Annotated in this window: 18 protein-coding genes, 2 tRNA genes and 1 pseudogene; 12 read left to right on the top strand and 9 right to left on the bottom strand. The window is 59.4% G+C overall.

Annotated elements, in window-relative coordinates:
- Positions 1 to 5: 5 nt before the first annotated feature.
- The 3 genes from ACOZK9_RS07770 to ACOZK9_RS07760 are packed head-to-tail and all read right to left on the bottom strand — an operon-like array spanning position 6 to position 3,462.
- Complete coding sequence (locus ACOZK9_RS07770; RefSeq protein WP_152746589.1) at positions 6 to 2,285, bottom strand: TonB-dependent receptor; 2,280 nt, start codon at positions 2,283 to 2,285, stop codon at positions 6 to 8.
- A gap of 23 nt (positions 2,286 to 2,308) precedes the next feature.
- Positions 2,309 to 3,052 carry an energy transducer TonB family protein gene (locus ACOZK9_RS07765; protein WP_421555588.1) on the bottom strand — a complete coding sequence of 248 codons (744 nt, stop codon included), beginning with the start codon at positions 3,050 to 3,052 and terminating at the stop codon, positions 2,309 to 2,311.
- A gap of 2 nt (positions 3,053 to 3,054) precedes the next feature.
- Positions 3,055 to 3,462, bottom strand: coding sequence for an ExbD/TolR family protein (locus ACOZK9_RS07760; protein WP_005786670.1), 408 nt, complete (start codon positions 3,460 to 3,462; stop codon positions 3,055 to 3,057).
- A 190-nt stretch (positions 3,463 to 3,652) separates the two neighbouring features.
- Here ACOZK9_RS07760 and ACOZK9_RS07755 point away from each other — a divergent pair, with 190 nt between their 5' ends.
- Both ACOZK9_RS07755 and ACOZK9_RS07750 read left to right on the top strand, forming a co-directional pair.
- Positions 3,653 to 4,207, top strand: coding sequence for a GNAT family N-acetyltransferase (locus ACOZK9_RS07755; RefSeq protein ID WP_058413520.1), 555 nt, complete (start codon positions 3,653 to 3,655; stop codon positions 4,205 to 4,207).
- Complete coding sequence (locus ACOZK9_RS07750) at positions 4,204 to 5,778, top strand: alkaline phosphatase D family protein (RefSeq protein ID WP_421555587.1); 1,575 nt, start codon at positions 4,204 to 4,206, stop codon at positions 5,776 to 5,778. The genes ACOZK9_RS07755 and ACOZK9_RS07750 overlap by 4 nt, the downstream gene beginning before the upstream one ends.
- A 91-nt stretch (positions 5,779 to 5,869) precedes the next feature.
- Here the strand turns inward: ACOZK9_RS07750 and ACOZK9_RS07745 are convergent, their stop codons facing one another.
- Both ACOZK9_RS07745 and ACOZK9_RS07740 read right to left on the bottom strand, forming a co-directional pair.
- The gene (locus tag ACOZK9_RS07745; protein WP_058413522.1) at positions 5,870 to 6,277 is read right to left on the bottom strand and encodes a PA2817 family protein; all 408 of its coding nucleotides are present in this window, start codon (positions 6,275 to 6,277) and stop codon (positions 5,870 to 5,872) included.
- Positions 6,278 to 6,352: 75 nt separating this feature from the next.
- Positions 6,353 to 8,800: an acyl-CoA dehydrogenase gene (locus tag ACOZK9_RS07740; protein ID WP_421555586.1), complete on the bottom strand. Its 2,448-nt coding sequence runs from the start codon at positions 8,798 to 8,800 to the stop codon at positions 6,353 to 6,355.
- Positions 8,801 to 8,970: 170 nt separating this feature from the next.
- Here ACOZK9_RS07740 and ACOZK9_RS07735 point away from each other — a divergent pair.
- The 4 genes and pseudogenes from ACOZK9_RS07735 to ACOZK9_RS07720 all read left to right on the top strand — a co-directional run.
- Positions 8,971 to 9,129 (top strand): annotated as a pseudogene (locus tag ACOZK9_RS07735) (hypothetical protein); the annotation flags it as partial.
- Between the two features lie 63 nt (positions 9,130 to 9,192).
- Complete coding sequence (locus ACOZK9_RS07730; protein WP_421555585.1) at positions 9,193 to 9,810, top strand: glutathione S-transferase family protein; 618 nt, start codon at positions 9,193 to 9,195, stop codon at positions 9,808 to 9,810.
- 134 nt (positions 9,811 to 9,944) lie between these two features.
- On the top strand, positions 9,945 to 10,877 hold the full coding sequence (locus ACOZK9_RS07725; protein WP_058413525.1) for an ABC transporter ATP-binding protein: 933 nt from the start codon (positions 9,945 to 9,947) through the stop codon (positions 10,875 to 10,877).
- A complete protein-coding gene (locus tag ACOZK9_RS07720; RefSeq protein WP_099238269.1) occupies positions 10,874 to 11,653 on the top strand; it encodes an ABC transporter permease in 780 nt (259 codons plus the stop codon). Before ACOZK9_RS07725 ends, ACOZK9_RS07720 begins: the two co-directional genes overlap by 4 nt.
- Before the next feature lie 93 nt (positions 11,654 to 11,746).
- Here ACOZK9_RS07720 and ACOZK9_RS07715 read toward each other — a convergent pair whose 3' ends face one another.
- The gene (locus ACOZK9_RS07715; RefSeq protein ID WP_421555584.1) at positions 11,747 to 12,292 is read right to left on the bottom strand and encodes a TetR/AcrR family transcriptional regulator; all 546 of its coding nucleotides are present in this window, start codon (positions 12,290 to 12,292) and stop codon (positions 11,747 to 11,749) included.
- Positions 12,293 to 12,383: 91 nt separating this feature from the next.
- Between ACOZK9_RS07715 and ACOZK9_RS07710 the strand changes: the two genes are divergently transcribed.
- The 3 genes from ACOZK9_RS07710 to ACOZK9_RS07700 all read left to right on the top strand — a co-directional run bounded on the left by ACOZK9_RS07710 (position 12,384) and on the right by ACOZK9_RS07700 (position 16,791).
- Positions 12,384 to 13,571: an MFS transporter gene (locus tag ACOZK9_RS07710; protein ID WP_421555583.1), complete on the top strand. Its 1,188-nt coding sequence runs from the start codon at positions 12,384 to 12,386 to the stop codon at positions 13,569 to 13,571.
- A 114-nt stretch (positions 13,572 to 13,685) separates the two neighbouring features.
- A complete protein-coding gene (locus ACOZK9_RS07705) occupies positions 13,686 to 14,834 on the top strand; it encodes a TDT family transporter (protein ID WP_421555582.1) in 1,149 nt (382 codons plus the stop codon).
- An 82-nt stretch (positions 14,835 to 14,916) separates the two neighbouring features.
- On the top strand, positions 14,917 to 16,791 hold the full coding sequence (locus ACOZK9_RS07700; RefSeq protein ID WP_421555581.1) for an MFS transporter: 1,875 nt from the start codon (positions 14,917 to 14,919) through the stop codon (positions 16,789 to 16,791).
- Between the two features lie 108 nt (positions 16,792 to 16,899).
- On the opposite strand, the gene sugE is transcribed toward ACOZK9_RS07700, so the two are convergent.
- The 3 genes from sugE to rdgC all read right to left on the bottom strand — a co-directional run bounded on the left by sugE (position 16,900) and on the right by rdgC (position 19,290).
- Positions 16,900 to 17,214, bottom strand: coding sequence for a quaternary ammonium compound efflux SMR transporter SugE (gene sugE / locus ACOZK9_RS07695; RefSeq protein WP_099238259.1), 315 nt, complete (start codon positions 17,212 to 17,214; stop codon positions 16,900 to 16,902).
- 106 nt (positions 17,215 to 17,320) lie between these two features.
- Positions 17,321 to 18,286 carry a bile acid:sodium symporter family protein gene (locus ACOZK9_RS07690; protein WP_058413532.1) on the bottom strand — a complete coding sequence of 322 codons (966 nt, stop codon included), beginning with the start codon at positions 18,284 to 18,286 and terminating at the stop codon, positions 17,321 to 17,323.
- Positions 18,287 to 18,369: 83 nt separating this feature from the next.
- Positions 18,370 to 19,290 (bottom strand): recombination-associated protein RdgC, encoded by a 921-nt coding sequence (gene rdgC, locus ACOZK9_RS07685; RefSeq protein WP_058413533.1) that lies wholly within the window; start codon positions 19,288 to 19,290, stop codon positions 18,370 to 18,372.
- A gap of 159 nt (positions 19,291 to 19,449) precedes the next feature.
- On the opposite strand from rdgC, the gene ACOZK9_RS07680 reads away from it, so the two are divergent.
- The 3 genes from ACOZK9_RS07680 (at position 19,450) to ACOZK9_RS07670 (ending at position 21,168) form a co-directional block, all read left to right on the top strand.
- Positions 19,450 to 19,525 (top strand) — tRNA-Val (locus ACOZK9_RS07680).
- A gap of 19 nt (positions 19,526 to 19,544) precedes the next feature.
- Positions 19,545 to 19,621 (top strand) — tRNA-Asp (locus ACOZK9_RS07675).
- 233 nt (positions 19,622 to 19,854) lie between these two features.
- Positions 19,855 to 21,168 (top strand): tyrosine-type recombinase/integrase, encoded by a 1,314-nt coding sequence (locus ACOZK9_RS07670; RefSeq protein WP_054092853.1) that lies wholly within the window; start codon positions 19,855 to 19,857, stop codon positions 21,166 to 21,168.
- Positions 21,169 to 21,642 lie beyond the last annotated feature (474 nt).

The following is a 21,642-nucleotide window of genomic DNA, read 5'->3' as shown; positions in this document are numbered from 1 at the left end:
CGCAGTTAGAAATTCGCTTCCAGGGAAACGGTTACGGTGCGGTCCAGGCCAACGATGTACGCCGGGTCGCCATCGCGAAAGCCGCTGTAGCTGGCCGCGTTGGTCTTGGTGGTGTACACGCCGTCGAGGTACTTCTTGTCGAACAGGTTGTCGACGTTCAGACGCAGGGTCGCGTCCTTGACCACTTTCTTGTCCACCGGCAGGTAGATACCGGCGCCAAGGTTGAAAACGGTGCGGCCGGAAATGGCCTCGTCGTTGGTCAGGTCGCCGAACAGCTTGCTGGTGTATTTGCCGCCGAAGGTGCCGTAGAAGCGCCCGTCGTCATACCCGATGTTGGCCGCCAGCATGTTCTTCGGCACGTTGGCGAACTGCTTGCCGCTGGTTGGCAATACGATGGCTTGGCCCGCGTTGAACACGGTCAGGTCATCCTGTTGCTCAGCTTTGGTGTAGGTGTAAGAGGTGTAGTAGTTGAAGTGGTTGGGCAGCAGGCCGCTCCATTCCAGTTCCAGGCCGCTGTTGTTGACCGAGCCTGCGTTGATGTCGGCGAAGTCGCCGTTGATGTCGCGCGACGACACTTGACGATCCTTGAACTGCATGTAGAACAAGGTGGCCGCCAAGGTCATGTCTTCATCGGTATAGCGCCAGCCCAACTCGTGGTTCCAGCTGGTTTCCGGCTTGGCATCGATGGAGCCGGCGCCTTTGTCGTACAGCACGTAGTTTTGCGGAATGCGCATGTTGCGCGACAGGCTGTAGAACAACTGGTCACGTTCATCCAGTTGGTACTTGAGGCCCGCGTTGGGCAGCAGCTTGTTGTAGGACTGGTTACGTTTTTCCGGCTGCTCGGTGAGGCTGCCGTTATTGGTGCCGTCACGCTTGACGTTCATGTAGGCCAGGCCTGCCACCAGGGTCCAGTCCGGGTTGATGTACCAGGTGTCCTGCGCCCAGACTTTTTGCGCCGGGGTGACGGTGAAGCGATCGCGGCCCTGCACGGTGTTGCCGTTGGCGTCGACCACCGAGTCGCCGTCCGGCCAGGTGTCGCTCGGCTTGCCGTTGTTCTTCAAAGCAATGAACGGTTGGGTCTGGCTTTGGCGCGCACGCTCATACCAGTAGCCGAACTGCAGGCTGTGATCGCCCAAGTCCCAGTTCAATTTGGTGGTGATGCCCGGGCGCCAGGTCTGGGTGCGCGAGGGGCGGTAGTACACGCCGGTGGTCGAGGAACCGTCGGCGTTGTATTGGGCGGCGGTGGGCAGGTTGCCCAGGTCGAACACTCCGCCCTGGTTCGAGCCACGGTTCAGCGCGTAGCTTGAGGCCCCCACGCCGCTGCCGTTGCCCCAGTAGTAATACGGGATGACCGACAGGGCCAGGTTGTCGGCCAGTTTGAATTGGGTATTGAGCACGCCGGTAAAGGTTTGGAATGGGTTCTGTGCCAAGGCGTAGTAGTTATTGACCTTGCCGTTGCTGCCCACCGCCGGTGTGGCCGGGTAGGGGTCGTACTTGCGACCGAACTGCTGGAACTGGTCCTTGGTCAACTGGCTGTAACTGTTGTTGTCTTGCTCGTGGTACTTGAGGATCAGGTTGGCAGTGTTGCCGTTGCCGGCATCGAAGAAGCTGTTCCATTCCACCTTGTCTGCGCGTACCGCACCCGAACCGCGCCACATATCGCCTTCGGTATGCGACACCGACAGCCAGTTGCTCAGGCCGTTGACTTCGCCGGTGTTGAGCCGTGCGAAGGTCTTGCGGGTGGCATTGCTGCCGACGATCTGCTTGACGAACGCCCCGGTTTCCTTGGTCGGGCGAGTGGTCACGATGCCAATGTTGCCACCGCTTGAGCCGATGTGCGGGCCGTCGGCTTCGGACGCGCCCTGGGTGACGAATATCTGGTCGATGTTTTCCGGGTCGCCGAGCAGGTTGGAGTACAGCGCATAGTTACCGGAGTCGTTGATCGGCATGCCGTCGATCGACATGCCCACCTGGTCGGAATTGAGCCCGCGCATGGTGAAGCGAAAGCCCGAAAGCCCGGTGTTGTCTTCGCTGGAGATGTTCAGGCCCGGCGTATATTTGAGCTTGTCGATCGCGTTGCCGGTGCCGGTCTGTTTATCCAGCGCTTCCTTGGTCACCGTCGAGCGGCCCTTGATGCTTTCTTCCTGCACCATATAGCCGCCACCCGCTGTGGCCTTGCCCTGAACGCCAATCGTACCGACATCACTTTCGCTGGTGTCTGCCATGGCCATGCCGTGGCCCATGCTCGCGGCAACGAGTGCCAGATGAATCCTTGTGAACCTCATCACTGTCGTCCTGGTGTGGGGTGCTATTGCACGCTGTAGTTGAAGGTGGCGGTGAAGCGCTGCTCGTTGCGCCCCCCGAAGGCTTGCTCGGGGAACGGCTTGACTTGCTTGATGCGACGCAGGCTGTTGGTGGCGGCTCGATTGAGCAGCATGCTTGAGGCCGGCGTTTGAATGCCGCTGTCGAGCACGCGGCCTTGCCGGTCCACCCTCATCCAGACCACCACCTCGCCGCTCGGCCGTTCAAGCGATGCCTGGCGCCCGGTGGGGTATTGCTTGTAAGTGTCCAGCTCGTTGCGCAAACCTTTGAGGTAGCCGCCTTCCAGCGCCTGGCCATCGACCTTGGGTGGCGCGGGAGGGGCGGGCGGCGCTGGGGTTGGGGCGACGGCGGCCTGTACCGGTTTGGCTGCCACTTGCGGTGTTGGTGTCGGCGCCGGTGCGGTTGTCGGCTTGGCGGCCACTGCTGGCTTGGGTTTGGGCACCGGCTTGGGCTCGGGCTTTGGCACCGGCTTTGGTGGAGGCGGCGGTGGCGGTGGCGGGGCGGGCTCGGCCTCTTCATCCTCGATTACCGGCGGTGGCGGCTCCTGTTCCACTACCGGTTGCGGCACCACTTCCGGCTCAGGCTCGACCAGTGCCAACTCGACCGCCGACTCGTCGTACACCGGCTCAACCTTCAACGTCTGTGACTGGATGCCCATTGCAATCAGCACCAGGGCGATCAGGGCCGGGACACTGCCCAGCAGCTGACGCGCACGAAACAGTACATACATGATCAGGACTTACGCGTGGCGATGGAGACGGAGGTAAAGCCACCCAGGCGCAGGGTGTCCATGACTTCCACCAGGCGCGAGACTTCCACACCCTTGTCACTGTTGACGATGATCGTCGACTTGGTATCAGGCTTTTCAGCCGCCTTCAGTGCCGGCACCAGGGCATCCACCGTGAGGTCCTTGCCGTCCAGTTGCAATTGGCCTTCGAGGCCCAGGGTCAGGATGAATTTGTTCTGCGGCTTGAGCTGTTGCGAGCTGCTGGCGCTGGGCAATTGCGTCTTCATGCCGAGTGCGGGAATCACGTTCAAACTCACCAGTACGAAAAACACCAGGAGGAACATCATCACGTCGATCATCGGGATCAGTTCGATGTGCGCCTTGCGTTTCTTGGGTTCGTCCCAGGTTCTCATTCCGTTACCCCATCATTGAATTAGGGGCGATACGCTATCAGCCGAAAATGACCGATTGGTTAACTTTAATTTACGTTTTGAAGGCTCTGGAACGCGTCTTTCAGGTGATTATTCTTGCAGTTTTATGACGTAATGTAATTGACACGAACGGCGTACATTGTTGAGAAATTTATCTTCAGAGCCGCTTCTTATGCCGACTGAACTGCCTCAGTTACTCACACCACGACTGCTGTTGCGCGCGCTGGAAATGCACCAGGCCGAGGTGCTGTGCGTACTCGGCAACGGGCCGAACATTGCTGACAACACCGCCAATATTCCCTCGCCTTACACCCTGGAAGTCGCGCAAAGCTTTATTAGCGCAAGCGCAGAAAAATACCGCGCGGGCGATTTGCTGAGCCTGGGTATGCACGTGCGAGAAACCGGCGAATTAATCGGTATCGTCAGCCTGCGTCTTAACGCTCGTCATCACTATGGGCACTTGGGGGGTTGGGTGGCGGCACACGTTCGTAACCAGGGCTATGCGGCTGAGGCGGCGAGTGCGGTGATGGACTTCGGCTTTGCCGAACTGGGCTTGCAACGTGTCGGCAGCCAGTGTTTTGGGCGCAACAAAGAGTCGGCGCGGGTCATGCAGAAAATCGGCTTGAAGTACGAGGGGTGCCTGCGCGAGGCGTTTCTCAAAAATGGCGTTTATGAGGATTTGTTGAGCTTCGCCACGGTACGCGATGATTGGGAGCGCGCGTTGTGAGTGGGGTAGTCGACCCTGGACGACGTCGAGTCCTTGCGGGGCTGGCGGTGGCGACGGCGTTTTCGATTCTCAGCCCGTTTGCACGCAGCGCCGGGGTGGATTACCCGTTTACGCTTGGGGTGGCGTCCGGCGACCCGCTGCCGGATGGGTTTGTGATCTGGACGCGCCTGGCGCCACTGTTCAACGCAGCAGATGGGCGTGGTGGCTTGAGCCGCGCAGTGCCGGTGCGTTGGCGCGTGGCCAGCGATGCGGCGATGACGCGCATCGTCAAGCAAGGTGAAGTGACGGCGACTGAGCGTTTCGCGCATTCGGTGCATGTGGAGGTCGCGGGGCTGGAGGCGGGCAGGCCTTACTGGTATCAGTTCGAAGGGCTCGGCGCGCAGAGCCCGGTGGGCCGTGCAATCACAGCGCCGCTGCAGCATGCGCTGGCGGCAGCGCATTTTGGGTTTGTGTCGTGCTCGCACTGGGAGCGTGGTTACTTCAGCGCCTATCGCCACTTGGCGGCGGAGCAACCCGACCTGGTGTTTTTCCTTGGCGACTACATCTATGAAAACTCCTACGCGGCGGACTCGGGCAAGATCATTCGTGCGCATGGCAGCGGCAATGCGGTGAGCTTGAGCGACTATCGCAACCGCTATGCCCTGTACAAAACCGACCCGGACCTGCAAGCCCTGCACGCGGCGGCACCCAGCGTTGCGACGTGGGACGACCACGAGGTGCAAAACGACTACGCCAACCAATGGTCCGAGGACCCGAAAATCCCGGTGGCGCAATTTCTTCAGCGGCGCGCGGCGGCGTACCAGGCGTTTTACGAACATATGCCACTGCGCGCGAGCAGTGTGCCGAAGGGCCCGGATATGCGCATTTATCGGCGCCTCGACTACGGCCGACTCGCGCGTTTTCATGTGCTGGATGGCCGGCAGTACCGTTCCGAACAACCGTGTATCCAGGCTAACGGCAGTCGGCAGGGGCATATCGCAGACGCCAGTTGCGCAGACTTGCTCGACCCGCGTCGCAGCATGCTGGGCTGGCAGCAGGAAGCGTGGCTGGACCGAGGGTTTGCCGAGTCGACGGCGCAATGGAACGTGATCGCTCAGGATTTGCTCGTGGCGCCGTTGATTCATCGTGATCTGACTAGCCAACACATTGGGCATTGGACCGATGGTTGGGACGGCTACATGGCAAACCGCTCACGGATGCTGGCGTCCATCGAACGTCATCGGCCGAAGAACCCGGTGTTTTGGGGCGGCGATATTCATTCATTCTGGACCACCGACCTGCATGCGGATGCCAACAACCCTCAGTCGCGGGTTGTTGGCACCGAGTTTGTCGGCAGTTCAGTGACCTCCGATGGGCCGCCCTTTGAGGCGTTCTCGCAGATACTGCCGCTCAACCCGCACGTGAAGTTTTTCGACAGCCGCCAGCGTGGCTATGTGTCGGTGGCGTTGGAGGCGCAGAAGATGCTGACGAATTTTCGCGTGATCACCGACCCGCGTGACCCGCTGGCGACGGTGTCGACGCTCAAGTCATTTGTGGTGGAGTCGGGGAAGGCGGGGGCGATAGCGGTTTAATGTGTGGCCAGCCGGTGTGCATGGCTGCTGGGCTGGCATGGCGAACGGGCTTGTGTGGCGAGCCGCTCGCCACGCTGGCCCGCCTCTGCAATCAGTGCTTGCTCTGGTCTTGCGGCATGGCCAGCAGTTGCTTTTCCTGGTTCCAGTCGAACGGTTCGTCGTTCAGTTCGGCTTCATAGCGGCGTTCTTCCAGGGCCTGGTACAGGTCCAGTTCTTCGTCGGGCATAAAATGCAGGCAATCGCCGCCAAAGAACCACAGCAGGTCGCGCGGAACCAGGTGGGCGATTTGCGGGTAGCGCAGGATGACCTGGCTCATCAGGTCCTGGCCCAAATACTGGCTTTCGATCGGGTCGATCGGCAGCAGGGCGCGCAATTCGTCGAAACGCTCCAGAAACAGAACGTGGCTTTCCTCAGGCACCTGTTCGGCTTCGCCGACGGCAACCAGGATGCTGCGCAGATGGTCGAGCAAGACGAGATGATCGGCAACGACGTTGGACACGAGATAAGTCCTCTAAAGCAAAAACGGGCGCGAGAGTATATAGCTCAAGCGCCCGTAATTATATGGCCCAGCAGATCAGCGGACTTTACCCTCAGCCTGGGTCAGTTCTTCCTTGCTGAAATCATCCACGTCGATCACCTTGCGTCGCGCCGCTTCTGCATCACGCAGGGTTTGCGCTTCGGCCGGTTGCAACACGCCGGCCTTCAGCGCCGCGTCGATAGCGTGTTCGCCGGCAGCCGGTTTGACCTGGCCGCTTTTGAGCGCGCCGTGCAGCGTTTTCTGCAACGCATGGCTCGCACCCAGCAGGTCGTAGGCACGTTGCAGCGCGCCCACCGGATCGTCCGCCGATTGCGGGCGATAGCAGCCGGCCAGCAGTTCCTCAAGGGTCGGGTCGCCTTTGGCGCGACCGATCACCGCGGCCACTTCGGCATCCAGCGCATCGGACGGCCCGGTATGGCGACGCCCGAACGGGAACACGATTACGCGCAGCAGGCAACCCAGTACCTTGTTCGGGAAGTTGCTGAGCAGCTCATCGAGGGCACGCTCCGACTCGCCGAGACTTTCTTCCATGGCCCACGCGAACAGCGGTTGCAGGTGGTCCGGTGAATCCAGGTCGTGATAACGCTTGAGCGCCGCCGACGCCAGGTACATGTGGCTCAGCACATCACCGAGGCGCGCCGACAGGCGTTCGCGACGTTTCAACTCGCCACCCAACAACATCATGCTCAGGTCGGCGAGCAAGGCGAACGCAGCCGCCTGACGGTTCAGTGCACGGAAATAGCCTTGGCTCAAGCGGTTACCCGGTGCTTTTTCAAAGTGGCCAATGCCCAGGTTAAGCACCAGCGTGCTGGCGGCATTGCTCACGGCAAAACCGATATGTTGCATCAGCAGGCCGTCGAATTCCTTCAGCGCCTGATCATGGTCTTCACGGCCGGCCAGCGCCATTTCCTTGAGCACAAACGGGTGGCAGCGAATCGCGCCTTGACCAAAGATCATCAGGTTGCGCGACAGAATGTTCGCGCCTTCCACGGTGATAAAGATCGGCGCGCCTTGCCAGCTACGGCCCAGGTAGTTGTTCGGGCCCATGATGATGCCCTTGCCGCCGTGCACGTCCATGGCGTGGCTGATGCACTCGCGGCCGCGCTCGGTGAGGTGGTACTTGAGGATCGCCGACAGCACCGAAGGTTTTTCCCCCAGGTCGACGGCATTCGCGGTGAGCATGCGCGCGCTGTCCATCAGCCAGGCGTTGCCGCCGATGCGCGCCAGGGCTTCCTGAATACCTTCAAAGGCCGACAACGGCACGTTGAACTGCTCGCGCACCTGAGCGTACTGGCCCGTCACCAAACTGGTGTATTTGGCCGCGCCGGTGCCCACGGCAGGCAGCGAGATAGAGCGGCCGACCGACAGGCAGTTCATCAACATCATCCAGCCCTTGCCGAGCATTTCCTGGCCACCGATGAGGAATTCCAGGGGGATGAACACGTCTTTGCCGGAGTTGGGGCCGTTCATGAACGCGGCGCCCAAGGGCAGGTGGCGGCGGCCGATTTCCACACCGGGGGTGTCGGTCGGGATCAGCGCCAGGCTGATACCCAAGTCTTCTTCTTCGCCGAGCAAGTGGTCCGGGTCATACGCCTTGAACGCCAACCCCAACAGGGTCGCGACCGGGCCAAGGGTGATGTAGCGCTTTTCCCAATTCAGGCGCAGGCCGAGGGTTTCCTTGCCTTCCCACTCGCCTTTGCAGATCACGCCGGTGTCGGGCATGGCGCCAGCGTCGGAACCGGCCAGCGGGCCAGTCAGCGCAAAGCACGGAATATCATCGCCACGCGCCAGGCGCGGCAGGTAGTGATTGCGTTGTTCGTCGGTGCCGTAATGCAGCAGCAGCTCGGCGGGGCCCAGGGAGTTGGGGACCATCACGGTGGAAGCAAGGTCACCGCTGCGGGTGGCGAGTTTCATCGCGATCTGCGAGTGGGCATAGGCCGAGAAGCCTTTGCCGCCGAATTCCTTGGGAATAATCAGCGCAAAGAAGCCGTGGGTCTTGATGTGCTCCCACGCGGCGGGCGGCAGGTCCATGGCCTGGCCGATTTCCCAGTCGCTGACCATCGCACAGAGTTCTTCAGTAGGGCCGTCGATAAACGCCTGTTCTTCTTCGGTCAGTTGCACCTTGGGGTAGGCCAGCAACTTGTCCCAGTCAGGGCGACCGCTGAACAGTTCGCCGTCCCACCACACGGTGCCCGCGTCAATCGCGTCGCGCTCGGTTTGTGACATCGGCGGCAGGACTTTCTGAAACCAGCTGAACAGCGGTTTGGTGAAGTATTCGCGGCGCAGGTCCGGCAGCAGTAACGGCGCGGCCACCACGGCGATCAACACCCAGAAGATCAGCAGCAACCAACCCGGTGCGTGGCTCCAGGCACCCATCGCCAGCAGGTAAACAGCCACCACGCCCAGGGCGGGCAGGGGCGCGATACGGCGGTGTGCCAGGTAGGCAATGCCTACCACCAGCACCAGTATCCACAACAACAGCATATTCAATCCTCCGTGAAACCAGGGCGAAACCACCATGGAGCTTAGTCGGCATGCGAACAAGCGCGGTGGTCAGGGTGTAACCAGTTGTACTGGAGCGCGCAGCGGTGGCTGATCGCCATTTGGCAGAACTGTCGTTATCTGTAAGGCAAATTTGTCGTTAAGCTTCAGGCCTGAGTCCCCGCCGCCTCATCGATAGTGACCACCCTGAGGTGGTGGAGTTCGCCGAAAAACATCGCGGTTCCAGTGCGGGTTCACGTGACCAGGCAGTCAGTATTTTTGAGCGTCGCAATGCCGGATCAACTGAGCGACAGGCACACCGATTCAAGCCGCGCGCAAACCGGCGTATGCTGCGGCGTTCATCAAGCCATGTTCATCAACGATAAGGCGCGGTCATGCTGAAAATCTGGGGTCGTAAAAACTCATCAAACGTCAGGAAAGCCCTGTGGTGCGCCGAAGAACTCGGCCTGGACTACACGGCGATTGATGCGGGCGGAGCGTTTGGTGTGGTCGACACACCGCACTACCGCGTGATGAACCCCAATGGCCGCGTGCCGGTAATCGAAGATGGCGACTTTGTGTTGTGGGAGTCCAATACCATCGTGCGTTACCTCTGCGCCAAGCACGCGTCGAGCTGGTACCCGAGCGATCTGCAAGCGCGGGCGAATGCCGAAAAGTGGATGGACTGGACCACCTCAACCCTCGCCGAACCGTTCAAGGCGGTGTTCTGGGGCATTTTGCGCACCCCCGCGGAAAAGCAGAATTGGGACGCCATCAATGCCGGGCGCCAGGCCTGTATCGATGCCTTGAGCACCGTGGATAAAGCCCTGGCCGAGCAACCTTACCTGTCGGGCAGCGAGATCGGCATGGGCGACATTCCCTTGGGCAGCTTTATCTACGCCTGGTTTGAAATGCCTATCGAAAGGCCCGTAATGCCCCATCTGGAGGCCTGGTATCAACGCCTGCAACAACGCCCGGCCTACCGCAAAGCGGTGATGACCGCGTTGACTTAATACCGACTATTAATACGCGTGACTGTACTTGTGCGGCGCGGGCAAGCACCATGCTTGTCATGCGCCGCCGTTGAACTACGTGCGCTGCGCCCTCGTCTACTCTTTTCATTCCCTTCTTTGGTGCGTATTCCGATATGAGTTCCGCTCTGTCCATCCGGCAGTTAACCAAAACCTACGGCAACGGTTTCCAGGCCCTGAGTGGTATCGATCTGGATGTTGCCGAAGGTGACTTCTTCGCCTTGCTCGGCCCTAACGGTGCAGGCAAATCCACCACCATCGGCATCCTTTCCACGCTGGTCAACAAGACCAGCGGCACGGTCAATATCTTCGGTCATGACCTGGATAAATCCCCGGCGGCGCTGAAGCGTTCGATCGGCGTGGTGCCGCAGGAATTTAACTTCAACCAGTTCGAAAAGACCTTCGACATTGTGGTGACCCAAGCCGGTTACTACGGCATCCCGGCGAAAATCGCCAATGAGCGCGCCGAGCAGTACCTGACCCAATTGGGCCTGTGGGACAAGCGCGACGTGCCTTCGCGTTCGTTGTCGGGTGGCATGAAGCGCCGCCTGATGATCGCCCGGGCGCTGGTGCATGAACCGCGCCTGTTGATTCTCGACGAGCCCACCGCCGGCGTAGACATTGAACTGCGCCGCTCGATGTGGACCTTTCTCACCGAGCTGAACGAGAAGGGCATCACCATCATCCTCACCACCCATTACCTGGAAGAGGCTGAGCAGTTGTGCCGCAACATCGGCATCATCGACCACGGCACCATTGTCGAGAACACCAGCATGCGTAACCTGCTGGGCCAGTTGCATGTGGAAACCTTTTTGCTCGACCTGAAAAACAACCTGTCGGTGCCGCCGCAGTTGCTCGGCTACCCGAGCCGCCTGATCGACAGCCACACGCTGGAAGTTCAGGTGGACAAAGCCATGGGCATCACCGCGTTGTTCAGCCAGTTGGCAACCCAGAACATCGAAGTGCTGAGCCTGCGTAACAAAACCAATCGCCTTGAGGAGTTGTTCGTGTCACTCGTGGAGAAAAATCTGGCGAAGGTGGCGGTATGAATTCCGAACTGCAACCCAACCTTGTCGCGCTGCAAACCATCGTCTATCGCGAAGTGAAACGCTTTACCCGGATCTGGCCGCAAACGTTGCTGCCGCCTGCGATCACCATGGTGTTGTACTTTGTGATTTTCGGTAACTTGATCGGTCGCCAGATCGGCGACATGGGTGGTTTCACCTACATGGAGTACATCGTGCCGGGCCTGATCATGATGTCGGTGATCACCAACTCCTACGGCAACGTGGTCTCCAGCTTCTTCGGCAGCAAGTTCCAGCGTTCGATTGAAGAGCTGATGGTGTCGCCGGTATCGCCACACACGATTCTGATCGGCTACACATTGGGCGGTGTGCTGCGTGGTTTGATGGTCGGCGTGATTGTGACCTTGCTGTCGCTGTTCTTCACCCACCTGCAAGTGCACCACCTTGGCGTCACGATTCTGGTGGTGGTACTGACCGCGACGATCTTTTCGTTATTGGGTTTTATCAACGCTGTGTTTGCGCGCAACTTCGATGATATTTCGATCATCCCGACGTTTGTGCTGACGCCGCTGACGTACTTGGGCGGGGTGTTTTACTCGATTACCTTGTTGCCGCCGTTCTGGCAGACCGTGTCGTTGGCCAACCCGGTGTTGCACATGGTGAACGCGTTCCGCTACGGCATTTTGGGTGTGTCGGACATCAAGATCAGCGTGGCGATCACGTTCATGCTCGTGGCCACGGTGGTGTTGTATGTGGGATGCGCGCGGTTGCTGGTGAGTGGGCGCGGGATGCGCACTTAATCAGTCGAGTGTGCTGATGTGAAAAACGGCCTCTTTATGAGGCCGTTTTTTTTGGGGGTACATATCCGTTACCCAAATAACGGATACGCACCTTCAGCCCCCAAGCGCCAACTCAATCAGCACGTCCAGCTCCTCAACCTTCAGTGGCACCGTCGAAAACAAAATACGAAACACCGTCGGCGCCGCGAGCAGATTGATCAAGTGGTCCACGCTCGGCGGTGGCGGCGTAGCGTGCGGGTAACGATCAACAATCGTCTGCAACTGCCCACTCAAAATGCTCACGCAATAGCCGGGCGTCTGGCTGCATTGCACATCGCGCATCATGTTGCGACCCGGCTCCGAATTCATCTCATCCAGATACTGCTCCGCCCAGGCGCGCAAATCACCGTGCAAGCTGCCGGTGTTGGCCGGCTCACTGTCCGGGCGCAAACGTTGCAGGGCCACATCGGCGAGCAGGGCGGAAAGGTCGCCCCAGCGCCGGTAGATGGTCGACGGTGTGACGCCTGCGCGCGCAGCAATCATCGGCACGGTGACGCTGGAACGCTCGCAGGCTTCCAGCAATTCGCGCGTTGCGCTGTGGACTGATTCTTGAACCCGGGCACTACGGCCCCCCGGGCGGAGGCCTTCTTTAATCGCCATGCCTAAAACCTTAACACAAAGAATTTGCTTTAAGCGCTCGCCGGTAGCACACTGCGCAAAAGCAAAATATTAGCTTTAGCGGAGTGTGTGCATGTCTAGCGTAGCGTCTCAACGTTCCAATCTGGCATTTCTGGTGATCACGGTGTTGACCTTCCTCGCCGCGTCCAGTGCGCCGACGCCGCTGTATCAGGTGTATCAGGACCACCTGCAGTTTTCGGCGGCGATGCTGACGGTGATCTTTGGCGTGTATGCCGTGAGCTTGCTGGCCGCGCTGTTGACCGTGGGTTCGCTGTCGGATTACGTGGGGCGCAAGCCGGTGATTTTCGCCGCTTTGCTCCTGAATATGCTGGCGATGTTGCTGTTTATCAATGCCGACAGCAGCGCCTGCCTGATTGCCGCGCGCGCCCTGCAAGGTTTCGCGACAGGCATGGCCACGGCGGTGCTGAGTGCGACCTTGCTCGACACTGACCGCCTGCGCGGCCCGATGCTCAATAGCCTGGCGCCGTTGTTGGGCATGGCCAGTGGCGGCCTCGGCAGCGGATTGCTGGTGGAATTCGCGCCAAGGCCGACTCAATTGATCTACTTCACGATGCTCGGGTTGATGCTGCTGCAAATGCTCTATGTGTTTCGCCTGCCGGAAACCGTCAGCCGTATACCGGGTGCCTTGAAGTCGCTGGCGCCGACCCTGCATGTGCCCGCGCAAGCACGGCGTGCATTGTGGTTGGCGATGCCGTTGAATGTAGCGGTGTGGGCGCTGGGCGGGTTTTTTTCATCGCTGGCGCCTTCGCTGGTGCGGGCGGCCACCGGTTCGACCTCGCACCTGATCGGCGGCGGGCTGGTAGCGGTCGTGACCTTGAGTGGCGCGGTGATGATCTACAGCCTCCGCGACCGCCCGGCAGACAAGGTCATGCGCCTGTCGGCCGTCCTGTTGGCCGCAGGCGTGGCGTTGTTGTTGGTTGCCGTACAAAGTGCCAGCCTGTGGCTGTTCTTTGTCGCCAGTGTGATCGCCGGTTTGGGTTTCGGCGGCGGCTTCATGGGCAGTATTCGCAGCATCGTGGGGCTGGCGTTGCCGCATGAGCGGGCAGGTTTGATGTCGGCGTTTTATGTGTTCAGCTACTTGGCGTTCTGTTTGCCGGCGCTGCTGGCCGGGAACCTCAGCCGGATGTTTGGCCTTATTGTCACGACCGATGCTTTTGGCGCCGTGCTGATCGTGCTGGCGCTCGCAGCCCTGGCCGGTTTACTGCGGCAGGGTTCGACGCGGCGCAGGGCGGCGGTGTAGTCACTGTCTGTATATTGGTAAAGTAGATAACGGTTAGAGATATTACCCGTTATATAGATATTCGATCGGGTTCTATGATGCTCCCAACCTCATGCGAGGAAGAGGATCGTCATCATGACCTGCATCAACAGCATCAGTTACAAACCCTTCAGTCACCTGACCCGTCCGCGGGAAGTGATTCGCCAGTTCACCCCCAACTGGTTTGCCGCGACCATGGGCACCGGCGTGCTGGCGCTGGCCCTGGCGCAGTTGCCGAACCGCCTGCCCGGTGTGCACGCCATTGCCGAAGGGTTGTGGCTGCTCGCCCTCGGCCTGTTTGTGTTGTTCAGCGTGCTGTATGCCGCGCGTTGGGTGATGTTCTTCGACGAGGCGCGACGCATTTTCGGCCATTCCACGGTGTCGATGTTTTTCGGCACGATCCCCATGGGGCTGGCGACCATTCTTAACGGCTTGCTGGTGTTTGGTTTGCCGCGTTGGGGCAGTGATGTGCTGCCGTTGGCTGAAGTTTTATGGTGGCTGGATGTGGCGATGGCCATGGCTTGCGGTGTGCTGATACCGTTCATGATGTTCACCCGCCAGGCGCACAGCATCGACCAGATGACCGCCGTGTGGTTGCTGCCGGTGGTCGCCGCCGAAGTCGCCGCTGCCAGCGGTGGCCTGCTCGCGCCACACCTGGCCGACGCCCATTCGCAACTGGTCATGCTGGTGACCAGCTACGTGCTGTGGGCGTTTTCGCTGCCGGTGGCGTTCAGCATCCTGACCATTCTGATGCTGCGCATGGCCTTGCATAAACTGCCGCACGCCAACATGGCCGCGTCGAGCTGGCTGGCCTTGGGGCCTATCGGCACCGGCGCGCTGGGCATGTTGCTGCTGGGTGGCGACGCACCGGCGATCTTTGCCGCCAACGGCTTGCCCGGCGTGGGTGAAATTGCCAATGGCCTGGGGCTGGTGGCGGGCATCGCCCTGTGGGGCTTCGGCTTGTGGTGGATGCTGATCGCGGTATTGATCACCCTGCGTTACCTGCGCGGCGGTATCCCGTTTAACTTGGGCTGGTGGGGTTTTACCTTCCCTTTGGGGGTTTACGCGTTGGCCACGTTAAAGCTCGCGAGCGTGTTGCACCTGAGTTTCTTCAGCCTGTTGGGCAGTGGGCTGGTGGTGGTGTTGGCGCTGATGTGGCTGATCGTTGCTACGCGCACCGTGCAGGGTGCGTACAAAGGCGAGCTTTTTGTATCGCCTTGTATTGCAGGACTAGGGAATAAGTAAGCGGGATTAGGTAAAGTCGCGGCTGACTTTCTATAACAGCCTAAAGGCAATAACAGTCTCGGGCCACCCAGGAACACGGACGATGAGCCACCCCTCGCAATTTACCTTGCTGCGTACACGGCGCTTCCTGCCGTTTTTCATCACCCAATTGCTCGGCGCCTTCAACGACAACATCTTCAAGCAATCGCTGATCCTCGCGATTCTGTACAAGCTCACCATCGACGGCGATCGCTCGATCTGGGTCAACCTGTGCGCCTTGCTGTTTATCCTGCCGTTCTTTCTGTTCTCGGCGCTGGCCGGGCAATTCGGCGAGAAATTCAACAAGGACGCGTTGATCCGCGCGATCAAGGTCGGTGAGATCGTGATCATGAGCGTGGGCGCCGCAGGCTTCCTGTTCAATCATCTGGAATTGATGCTGCTGGCGTTGTTCGCCATGGGCACTCACTCGGCGCTGTTCGGCCCGGTGAAATACTCGATCATGCCGCAGGCGCTGCACGACGATGAGTTGGTGGGCGGCAACGGCCTGGTCGAGATGGGCACGTTTTTGGCGATTCTGGCCGGCACCATTGGCGCCGGCATCATGATGTCGACCACCGATTACGCGCCGGTGGTGGCGGTCGCGATTGTCGGCGTGGCGGTGTTGGGTTATGTGGCCAGCCGCAGCATTCCACGCGCGGCGGCGTCGACGCCGCAACTGCGCATCAACTGGAATATTTTCAGCGAATCCTGGGCCACCTTGCGCATGGGCCTTGGGCAGACGCCCGCGGTGTCGCGCTCGATTGTCGGCAACTCGTGGTTCTGGTTCGTTGGCGCGATCTACCTCACGCAGATCCCGGCGTACGCCAAGGAGTGGTTGTACGGCGACGAAACCGTGGTGACGCTGATCCTCACGGTGTTCTCGGTGGGCATCGCGTTGGGCTCGATGCTGTGCGAAAAGCTCTCCGGTCGCAAAGTGGAAATCGGCTTGGTGCCGTTCGGCTCGTTTGGCCTGACCGTGTTTGGGCTGTTGCTGTGGTGGCACTCCGGCGGCTTCCCGCAGAATGTGCAGGCTAACGACTGGCTCGCGGTACTCGGCTACGGCGAGGCCTGGTGGGTATTATTCGATATTCTTGGTTTGGGCGTGTTTGGCGGCTTCTACATTGTGCCGCTGTACGCGCTGATCCAGTCGCGCACCGCCGAGAACGAGCGTGCCCGCGTGATCGCCGCCAACAACATTCTCAACGCGCTGTTCATGGTGGTGTCGGCCATCGTGACGATCTTGCTGCTGAGCGTGGCCAAGCTGTCGATTCCCGAGCTGTTCCTGGTGGTGTCGCTGCTCAACATCGCGGTGAATACCTACATCTTCAAGATCGTCCCCGAGTTCAGCATGCGCTTCATGATCTGGCTGCTCAGCCATTCCATGTACCGCGTGGAGCATCGCAATTTGGCGCTGATTCCGGATGAAGGCGCGGCGTTGCTGGTGTGCAACCACGTGTCGTTTGTGGATGCGCTGTTGATTGGCGGCGCGGTGCGGCGGCCGATTCGTTTTGTCACGTATTACAAAATCTACAATTTGCCGGTGCTCAACTTTATCTTCCGCACGGCCGGCGCGGTTCCGATTGCCGGGCGTCACGAAGATATTCAGATCTACGAAAAGGCCTTCACGCGAATCGCCCAGTACCTGAAAGACGGCGAGTTGGTGTGCATCTTCCCGGAAGGCAAGTTGACCACGAATGGCGAGATGAATGAGTTTCGCGCTGGCGTGACGCGCATTCTGGAAGAAACGCCGGTGCCGGTGATTCCGCTGGCGTTGCAAGGGTTGTGGGGCAGTTTTTTCAGCCGCGATCCGAACAAGGGCGTGTTTCGTCGTATCTGGTCGCATGTCACGTTGGTGGCGGGTGAACCGGTTGGGCCTGAGGCGGCGACGCCTGCGCACTTGCAGGAAAGGGTAGGGGCGTTGCGCGGGAGTGTCAGGTAGTTTTTTGCAGGCTGGCAGGGCCTCATCGGGAGCAAGCCCCCTCCCACTTTTGATGTGTGAATACATTCAAAATGTGGGAGGGGGCTTGCTCCCGATGACGGCAGTGGCCTAAGTGCTGATCTTGAGCCCGATAAGCCCGCAAATAATCAACGCCACACTCGCCAACCGAAACAACGCCATGGATTCGCCAAACAGGATAATCCCGGCGATCACGGTACCCACGGCACCCACGCCGGTCCAGATGGCATAGGCGGTGCCCAGCGGCAGTTCCTTCATGGCCAGCCCCAGCAGGCCGAGGCTGATGGCCATTGCGGCAATTGTCAGGGCGGTGGGCAGTGGTTTGCTGAAACCGTCGCTGTACTTCAAGCCAACGGCCCAGCCGACTTCAAACAACCCGGCAAAAAACAGAATGATCCAGGACATGATGACCTCCTATCGATAGGTGGGGTCGTCCCCTGAATAAACGGTTTAGAGCATCGCGGGGTCGTCCCCGCGACGCTCGGTAGAGTGCCGACTATTGATCAAACGATCAAGTTTCAGGCGTGTTCTGCAAAATGCGGCGGTCTTGTTTTTCGCTCATGCGGCGGAAATAAGTCGACAGCAGGGCGCCGGAAATATTGTGCCAAACGCTGAACAGCGCACTCGGCACCGCCGCTAACGGCGAAAAGTGCGCGCTGGCCAACGCGGCGCCCAGCCCGGAGTTCTGCATGCCAACTTCCAGCGCCAGTGACTTGCGCTGCGCCAATGGCAGCTTGAACACGCGGCCGGTGAAGTAGCCCAGCAGGTAGCCGAAGCTGTTGTGCAGTATCACCACGGCCATGATCAGCAGGCCAGACTCGGCAATCTTCGCCTGGCTGGCGGCAACCACCGCCGCAACGATAATCACGATGCTCACCACCGATACCAGCGGTAGCACGTCCACGGCATGGCGCACCCGCGCGCCGAGCACACGTTGCGCAGCCACGCCGAGTACGATCGGCAGCAGCACCACTTGCAGGATCGACCAGAACAGGTCCAGGAACGACACCGGCAGCCAGGCCGACGCGAGCAGCCAGATCAACGCCGGCGTCAGCAGCGGGGCGAGCAAAGTAGTTACGGCGGCGATGGCCACCGACAACGCGAGGTCGCCACGCGCCAGCCAGGTCATCACGTTGGAGGAAGTGCCGCTTGGGCAGCACCCGACCAGGATCACGCCGACGGCAATTTCCGGCGGCAGGTGGAAGGCTTGGCAGAGCAGCCAGGCCACGCCCGGCATGATCACAAAATGCGCGACCACGCCGAGGGCCACACGCCAGGGGTGGCGGGCGACCTCGGCGAAGTCTTCAAGTTTGAGGGTCAGCCCCATGCCGAACATCACCAAGCCCAGCAGTGGCACGATGGCGCTTTTGAGGCCACTGAACCAGCCGGGTTCGAGGAAGGCCAGCACCGCGAAAATCAACACCCAGTAGGCGAAGGTATTGCCGACGAAGCGGCTCAGGGCGGCGAGTGCGCGCATGGGCATGTCCTTGTTATTGGTTAAGTTACAAACCCAATCAACTGTGGGAGCAAGCTGCTCCCACCTGTTGAACGTCACATGACTTAGATGCCTTGCGGGGTTTCTTCGCCGCCCAGTGCTTCGATCAATGCCGGCAGGAACTCGCCGAACGTCAGCATCATCAGGGTAAAGCTCGCGTCCAGTTGGCCCAGCGCTTCTTCACCGCCGTCCTGTTCCGCCTGGTCTTGCAGCAGGTCTTCGAACTTCAGGCGCTTGACGGTCATTTTGTCGTCGAGCATGAAGGACAGCTTGTCCTGCCAGGCCAGCGACAATTGCGTCACGACTTTGCCGGTGGTCAGGTGCAGCTGGATTTCTTCGCCGGTCAGGTCCTGGCGTTTGCAGCGCACGATGCCGCCATCTTCGTGGGTGTCGCGCAGTTCGCATTCGTCGAGGACGAAAAAGTCATCGGCGGGTTTCTGGGTGGTGACCCAGTCGGTCATGATCGCGGTAGGTGCGGTTTTCACCGTGAGTGGGCGTACCGGCAGGGTGCCGATCACTTCACGCAGCGTCGACAGCAGGTCTTCGGCGCGCTTTGGGCTTGCCGAGTTGACCAGGATCAAGCCTTGTTTCGGCGCAATGGCGGCGAAGGTCGAGGAGCGACGAATAAACGCGCGCGGCAGGAAGGCCTGGATGATTTCATCCTTGATCTGGTCACGCTCCTTCTTATAGACCTTGCGCATTTGCTCGGCCTCGATCTCTTCGACTTTCTCTTTCAGTGCGTCACGCACCACGCTGCCCGGCAGAATGCGTTCTTCCTTGCGCGCGGCGATCAGCAGGAAGTCACCGCTGACGTGAACCAGAGGAGCGTCTTCACCTTTACCAAAAGGCGCGACAAAACCGTAAGTGGTCAACTCCTGGCTGGCACAAGGGCGCGCCAGTTTGGTGGCCATTGCCGCTTCCAACGCCTCGGCATCAACAGGCAGATCTTGGGTCAGGCGATAGATAAGCAGGTTCTTGAACCACATGGGGTGAGTCTCTCCTTTATACAAAGGGGGGCATTATTCTCTTGATAACGCCTGAGGCCAACCCTGCCTAAGCCATTGGAAGGGCTGAAAAAAAAGATTTAAGAAAGTGCTTGCCAGAGCTTGGGTCGCTCCGTAGAATGCGCGCCACACCGAAACGAAGGGTGATTAGCTCAGCTGGGAGAGCATCTGCCTTACAAGCAGAGGGTCGGCGGTTCGATCCCGTCATCACCCACCATTCGCTTCATGTGTTACGCGCAGCGGTAGTTCAGTCGGTTAGAATACCGGCCTGTCACGCCGGGGGTCGCGGGTTCGAGTCCCGTCCGCTGCGCCATATTTGCTTCCACTAAGGCCCACTGAACGCCTGGAAGCTACGGAAATAGCGGCCTTGAGCCGCTTTTTTCGTTTTCTGAATTCCACTGGAATCCATCTCCAGCCACGGTTTTTAAGTACACATTTAAGTACACCGCTGGCACAGCCTTTTACGATTCCTTGCGCATCAATTTTCGTATTGGTGCGTCTACCGCTGGGTTGTATTCCCCTCCTTGATCCAAAAGGAGGTGTCTGATGGCTCTGACAGATACAGCGATCAAGCAAGCCAAGCCCGCCAGCAAGCCTTATACGTTAACTGATGGGGATGGCTTATCTCTGCAAGTGCCTACGACGGGTTCGAAACGCTGGCATTTCCGTTTCTATTGGCATGACAAGCAATTGCGCATTTCCCTCGGCACCTATCCTGACGTTAGCCTCAAGGAGGCTCGCCAGCGGAGAGAGGCTGCACGTGCGCTGGTGGCCAACAATATCGATCCCCGCTCACATCGTCGCGCCGAGCGCCAAAAAGCCTCTCACGCCGCCAACAACACGTTTGAAGCGGTTGCTGGTCGCTGGCATGAGTTCCGAAGTAAAAAGCTGACGAAAAGTAAGAAGGGCAGTGCAGGGCAAGCCAGTAAATACCTGAAGAAGGACATGCTGCCGTGTTTGGGCAATCTTCCGATCTCAGATATTTCTCGTGGTGACGTGCTGGAGCTCATTAGGCGAATTGAGCGCAGAGGGGCGCTGGTTTCTGCTCGAAAGGTACGCACCTGGCTCAACCAGATCTTTCGTTTTGCCATGGCGGAAGGGCTCGTTGATGTGAACCCAGCAGCAGATCTTGATATCGTTGCCGAGACGCCGCGGCCAGTTCGCCATAATCCCTTCCTCCAGGTAAATGAACTTCCAGGACTGCTCAGGACCGTTACCCACTATGGGTGTGCAGAAGCGACACGGCTTGGTATTCGGCTATTGCTGCTGACAGGGGTGCGTACAGGAGAGCTGCGGGCGGCGACCCCAGACCAATTCGATCTCGACAAGGGGATTTGGCTGGTACCGCCGGAGGGTGTGAAGCAACTCCGGAGTCGTGTTCGAACACAGGGGAATGAGATCCCACCTTATGTGATCCCACTGTCTATTCAAGCAATTGCAATTGTGCGGCGGCTGGTGCAGTTAAGGGCGCGCGGTGCGCGGTATCTGCTGGTTCACCGATACGAACCGCAGGAAATGATCAGTGAAAATACCCTTAACACCGCGATCAGCCGGATGGGTTACAAAGGAAGGCTCACCGGTCATGGCATCAGGGCCACCATCTCAACGGCGCTCAACGAGGTTGGCTTTGTAGAAGAGTGGATTGAGGCGCAGCTTTCACACGCTGATAACAACCAAATTCGGGCTGCATACAATCATGCAGAATACGTCGAGCCGAGACGTAGGATGATGCAATACTGGGCGGACTTATTAGATGCCCTAGAGGTCGGCGTTCCGCTCCCTGCGCCTGAAGCTTACATGCCGCAAATCGGGCGACCTTCAACGGATTTTCTGAGCGTGAAGCGGGTGGCTGCTGATTAGCAGTCCGAAGTCAGGCTATGCGATCAAGGTCGGACAGGATAGATTTGAGGAGACCAGGGAGTGACGCATTGCGGCATCACTCCTTCGATCACTGATCAGGGAAGAAGGGCTTTGAGAAAGCCAAAGTGAGGGACAACGGTGAGTGCTACTAATTGGATCAACTGGATCGACGAAATCGCAGCTGAATCAGGTAGGCGAGATATTTCTCCGTGGGGGTTTGCTTGACGCCTGAGACAATCACTCGACTACTAGCCTCAATGGACGCCGCCAGCCTCCTACTGATGTGCGGTGCTAGGCTTTCCTTGGATCCTCCTTATTGTCTGCCGTCAGCTACAGAGGTGGCAAAGCGCTGCTTCTATAAATACAAATACCGTCTTGATTTGGGTGCAAATTGCGACCTCACAGATGCGAAGATCCCTCCTGCGCCGGTCGGCGTTCCACGTGTTGTTGCCACTGCATGAAGGGCGAGACTGT

The organism is Pseudomonas kitaguniensis, assembly GCF_049199985.1.
GTDB classification, from domain to species: Bacteria; Pseudomonadota; Gammaproteobacteria; order Pseudomonadales; family Pseudomonadaceae; genus Aquipseudomonas; species Aquipseudomonas kitaguniensis.
The sequence above is the reverse complement of the archived record's forward strand: the minus strand, read 5'-3'. Positions and strand labels throughout refer to the sequence as shown.

Coding starts and splice junctions, on each gene's coding strand:
- ACOZK9_RS07770 (WP_152746589.1), bottom strand. CDS start 2,285: ATGAGGTTCACAAGGATTCATCTGGCACTCGTTGCCGCGAGCATGGGC.
- ACOZK9_RS07765 (WP_421555588.1), bottom strand. CDS start 3,052: ATGTATGTACTGTTTCGTGCGCGTCAGCTGCTGGGCAGTGTCCCGGCC.
- ACOZK9_RS07760 (WP_005786670.1), bottom strand. CDS start 3,462: ATGAGAACCTGGGACGAACCCAAGAAACGCAAGGCGCACATCGAACTG.
- ACOZK9_RS07755 (WP_058413520.1), top strand. CDS start 3,653: ATGCCGACTGAACTGCCTCAGTTACTCACACCACGACTGCTGTTGCGC.
- ACOZK9_RS07740 (WP_421555586.1), bottom strand. CDS start 8,800: ATGCTGTTGTTGTGGATACTGGTGCTGGTGGTAGGCATTGCCTACCTG.
- ACOZK9_RS07730 (WP_421555585.1), top strand. CDS start 9,193: ATGCTGAAAATCTGGGGTCGTAAAAACTCATCAAACGTCAGGAAAGCC.
- ACOZK9_RS07725 (WP_058413525.1), top strand. CDS start 9,945: ATGAGTTCCGCTCTGTCCATCCGGCAGTTAACCAAAACCTACGGCAAC.
- ACOZK9_RS07720 (WP_099238269.1), top strand. CDS start 10,874: ATGAATTCCGAACTGCAACCCAACCTTGTCGCGCTGCAAACCATCGTC.
- ACOZK9_RS07715 (WP_421555584.1), bottom strand. CDS start 12,292: ATGGCGATTAAAGAAGGCCTCCGCCCGGGGGGCCGTAGTGCCCGGGTT.
- ACOZK9_RS07710 (WP_421555583.1), top strand. CDS start 12,384: ATGTCTAGCGTAGCGTCTCAACGTTCCAATCTGGCATTTCTGGTGATC.
- ACOZK9_RS07705 (WP_421555582.1), top strand. CDS start 13,686: ATGACCTGCATCAACAGCATCAGTTACAAACCCTTCAGTCACCTGACC.
- ACOZK9_RS07700 (WP_421555581.1), top strand. CDS start 14,917: ATGAGCCACCCCTCGCAATTTACCTTGCTGCGTACACGGCGCTTCCTG.
- sugE (WP_099238259.1), bottom strand. CDS start 17,214: ATGTCCTGGATCATTCTGTTTTTTGCCGGGTTGTTTGAAGTCGGCTGG.
- ACOZK9_RS07690 (WP_058413532.1), bottom strand. CDS start 18,286: ATGCGCGCACTCGCCGCCCTGAGCCGCTTCGTCGGCAATACCTTCGCC.
- rdgC (WP_058413533.1), bottom strand. CDS start 19,290: ATGTGGTTCAAGAACCTGCTTATCTATCGCCTGACCCAAGATCTGCCT.
- ACOZK9_RS07670 (WP_054092853.1), top strand. CDS start 19,855: ATGGCTCTGACAGATACAGCGATCAAGCAAGCCAAGCCCGCCAGCAAG.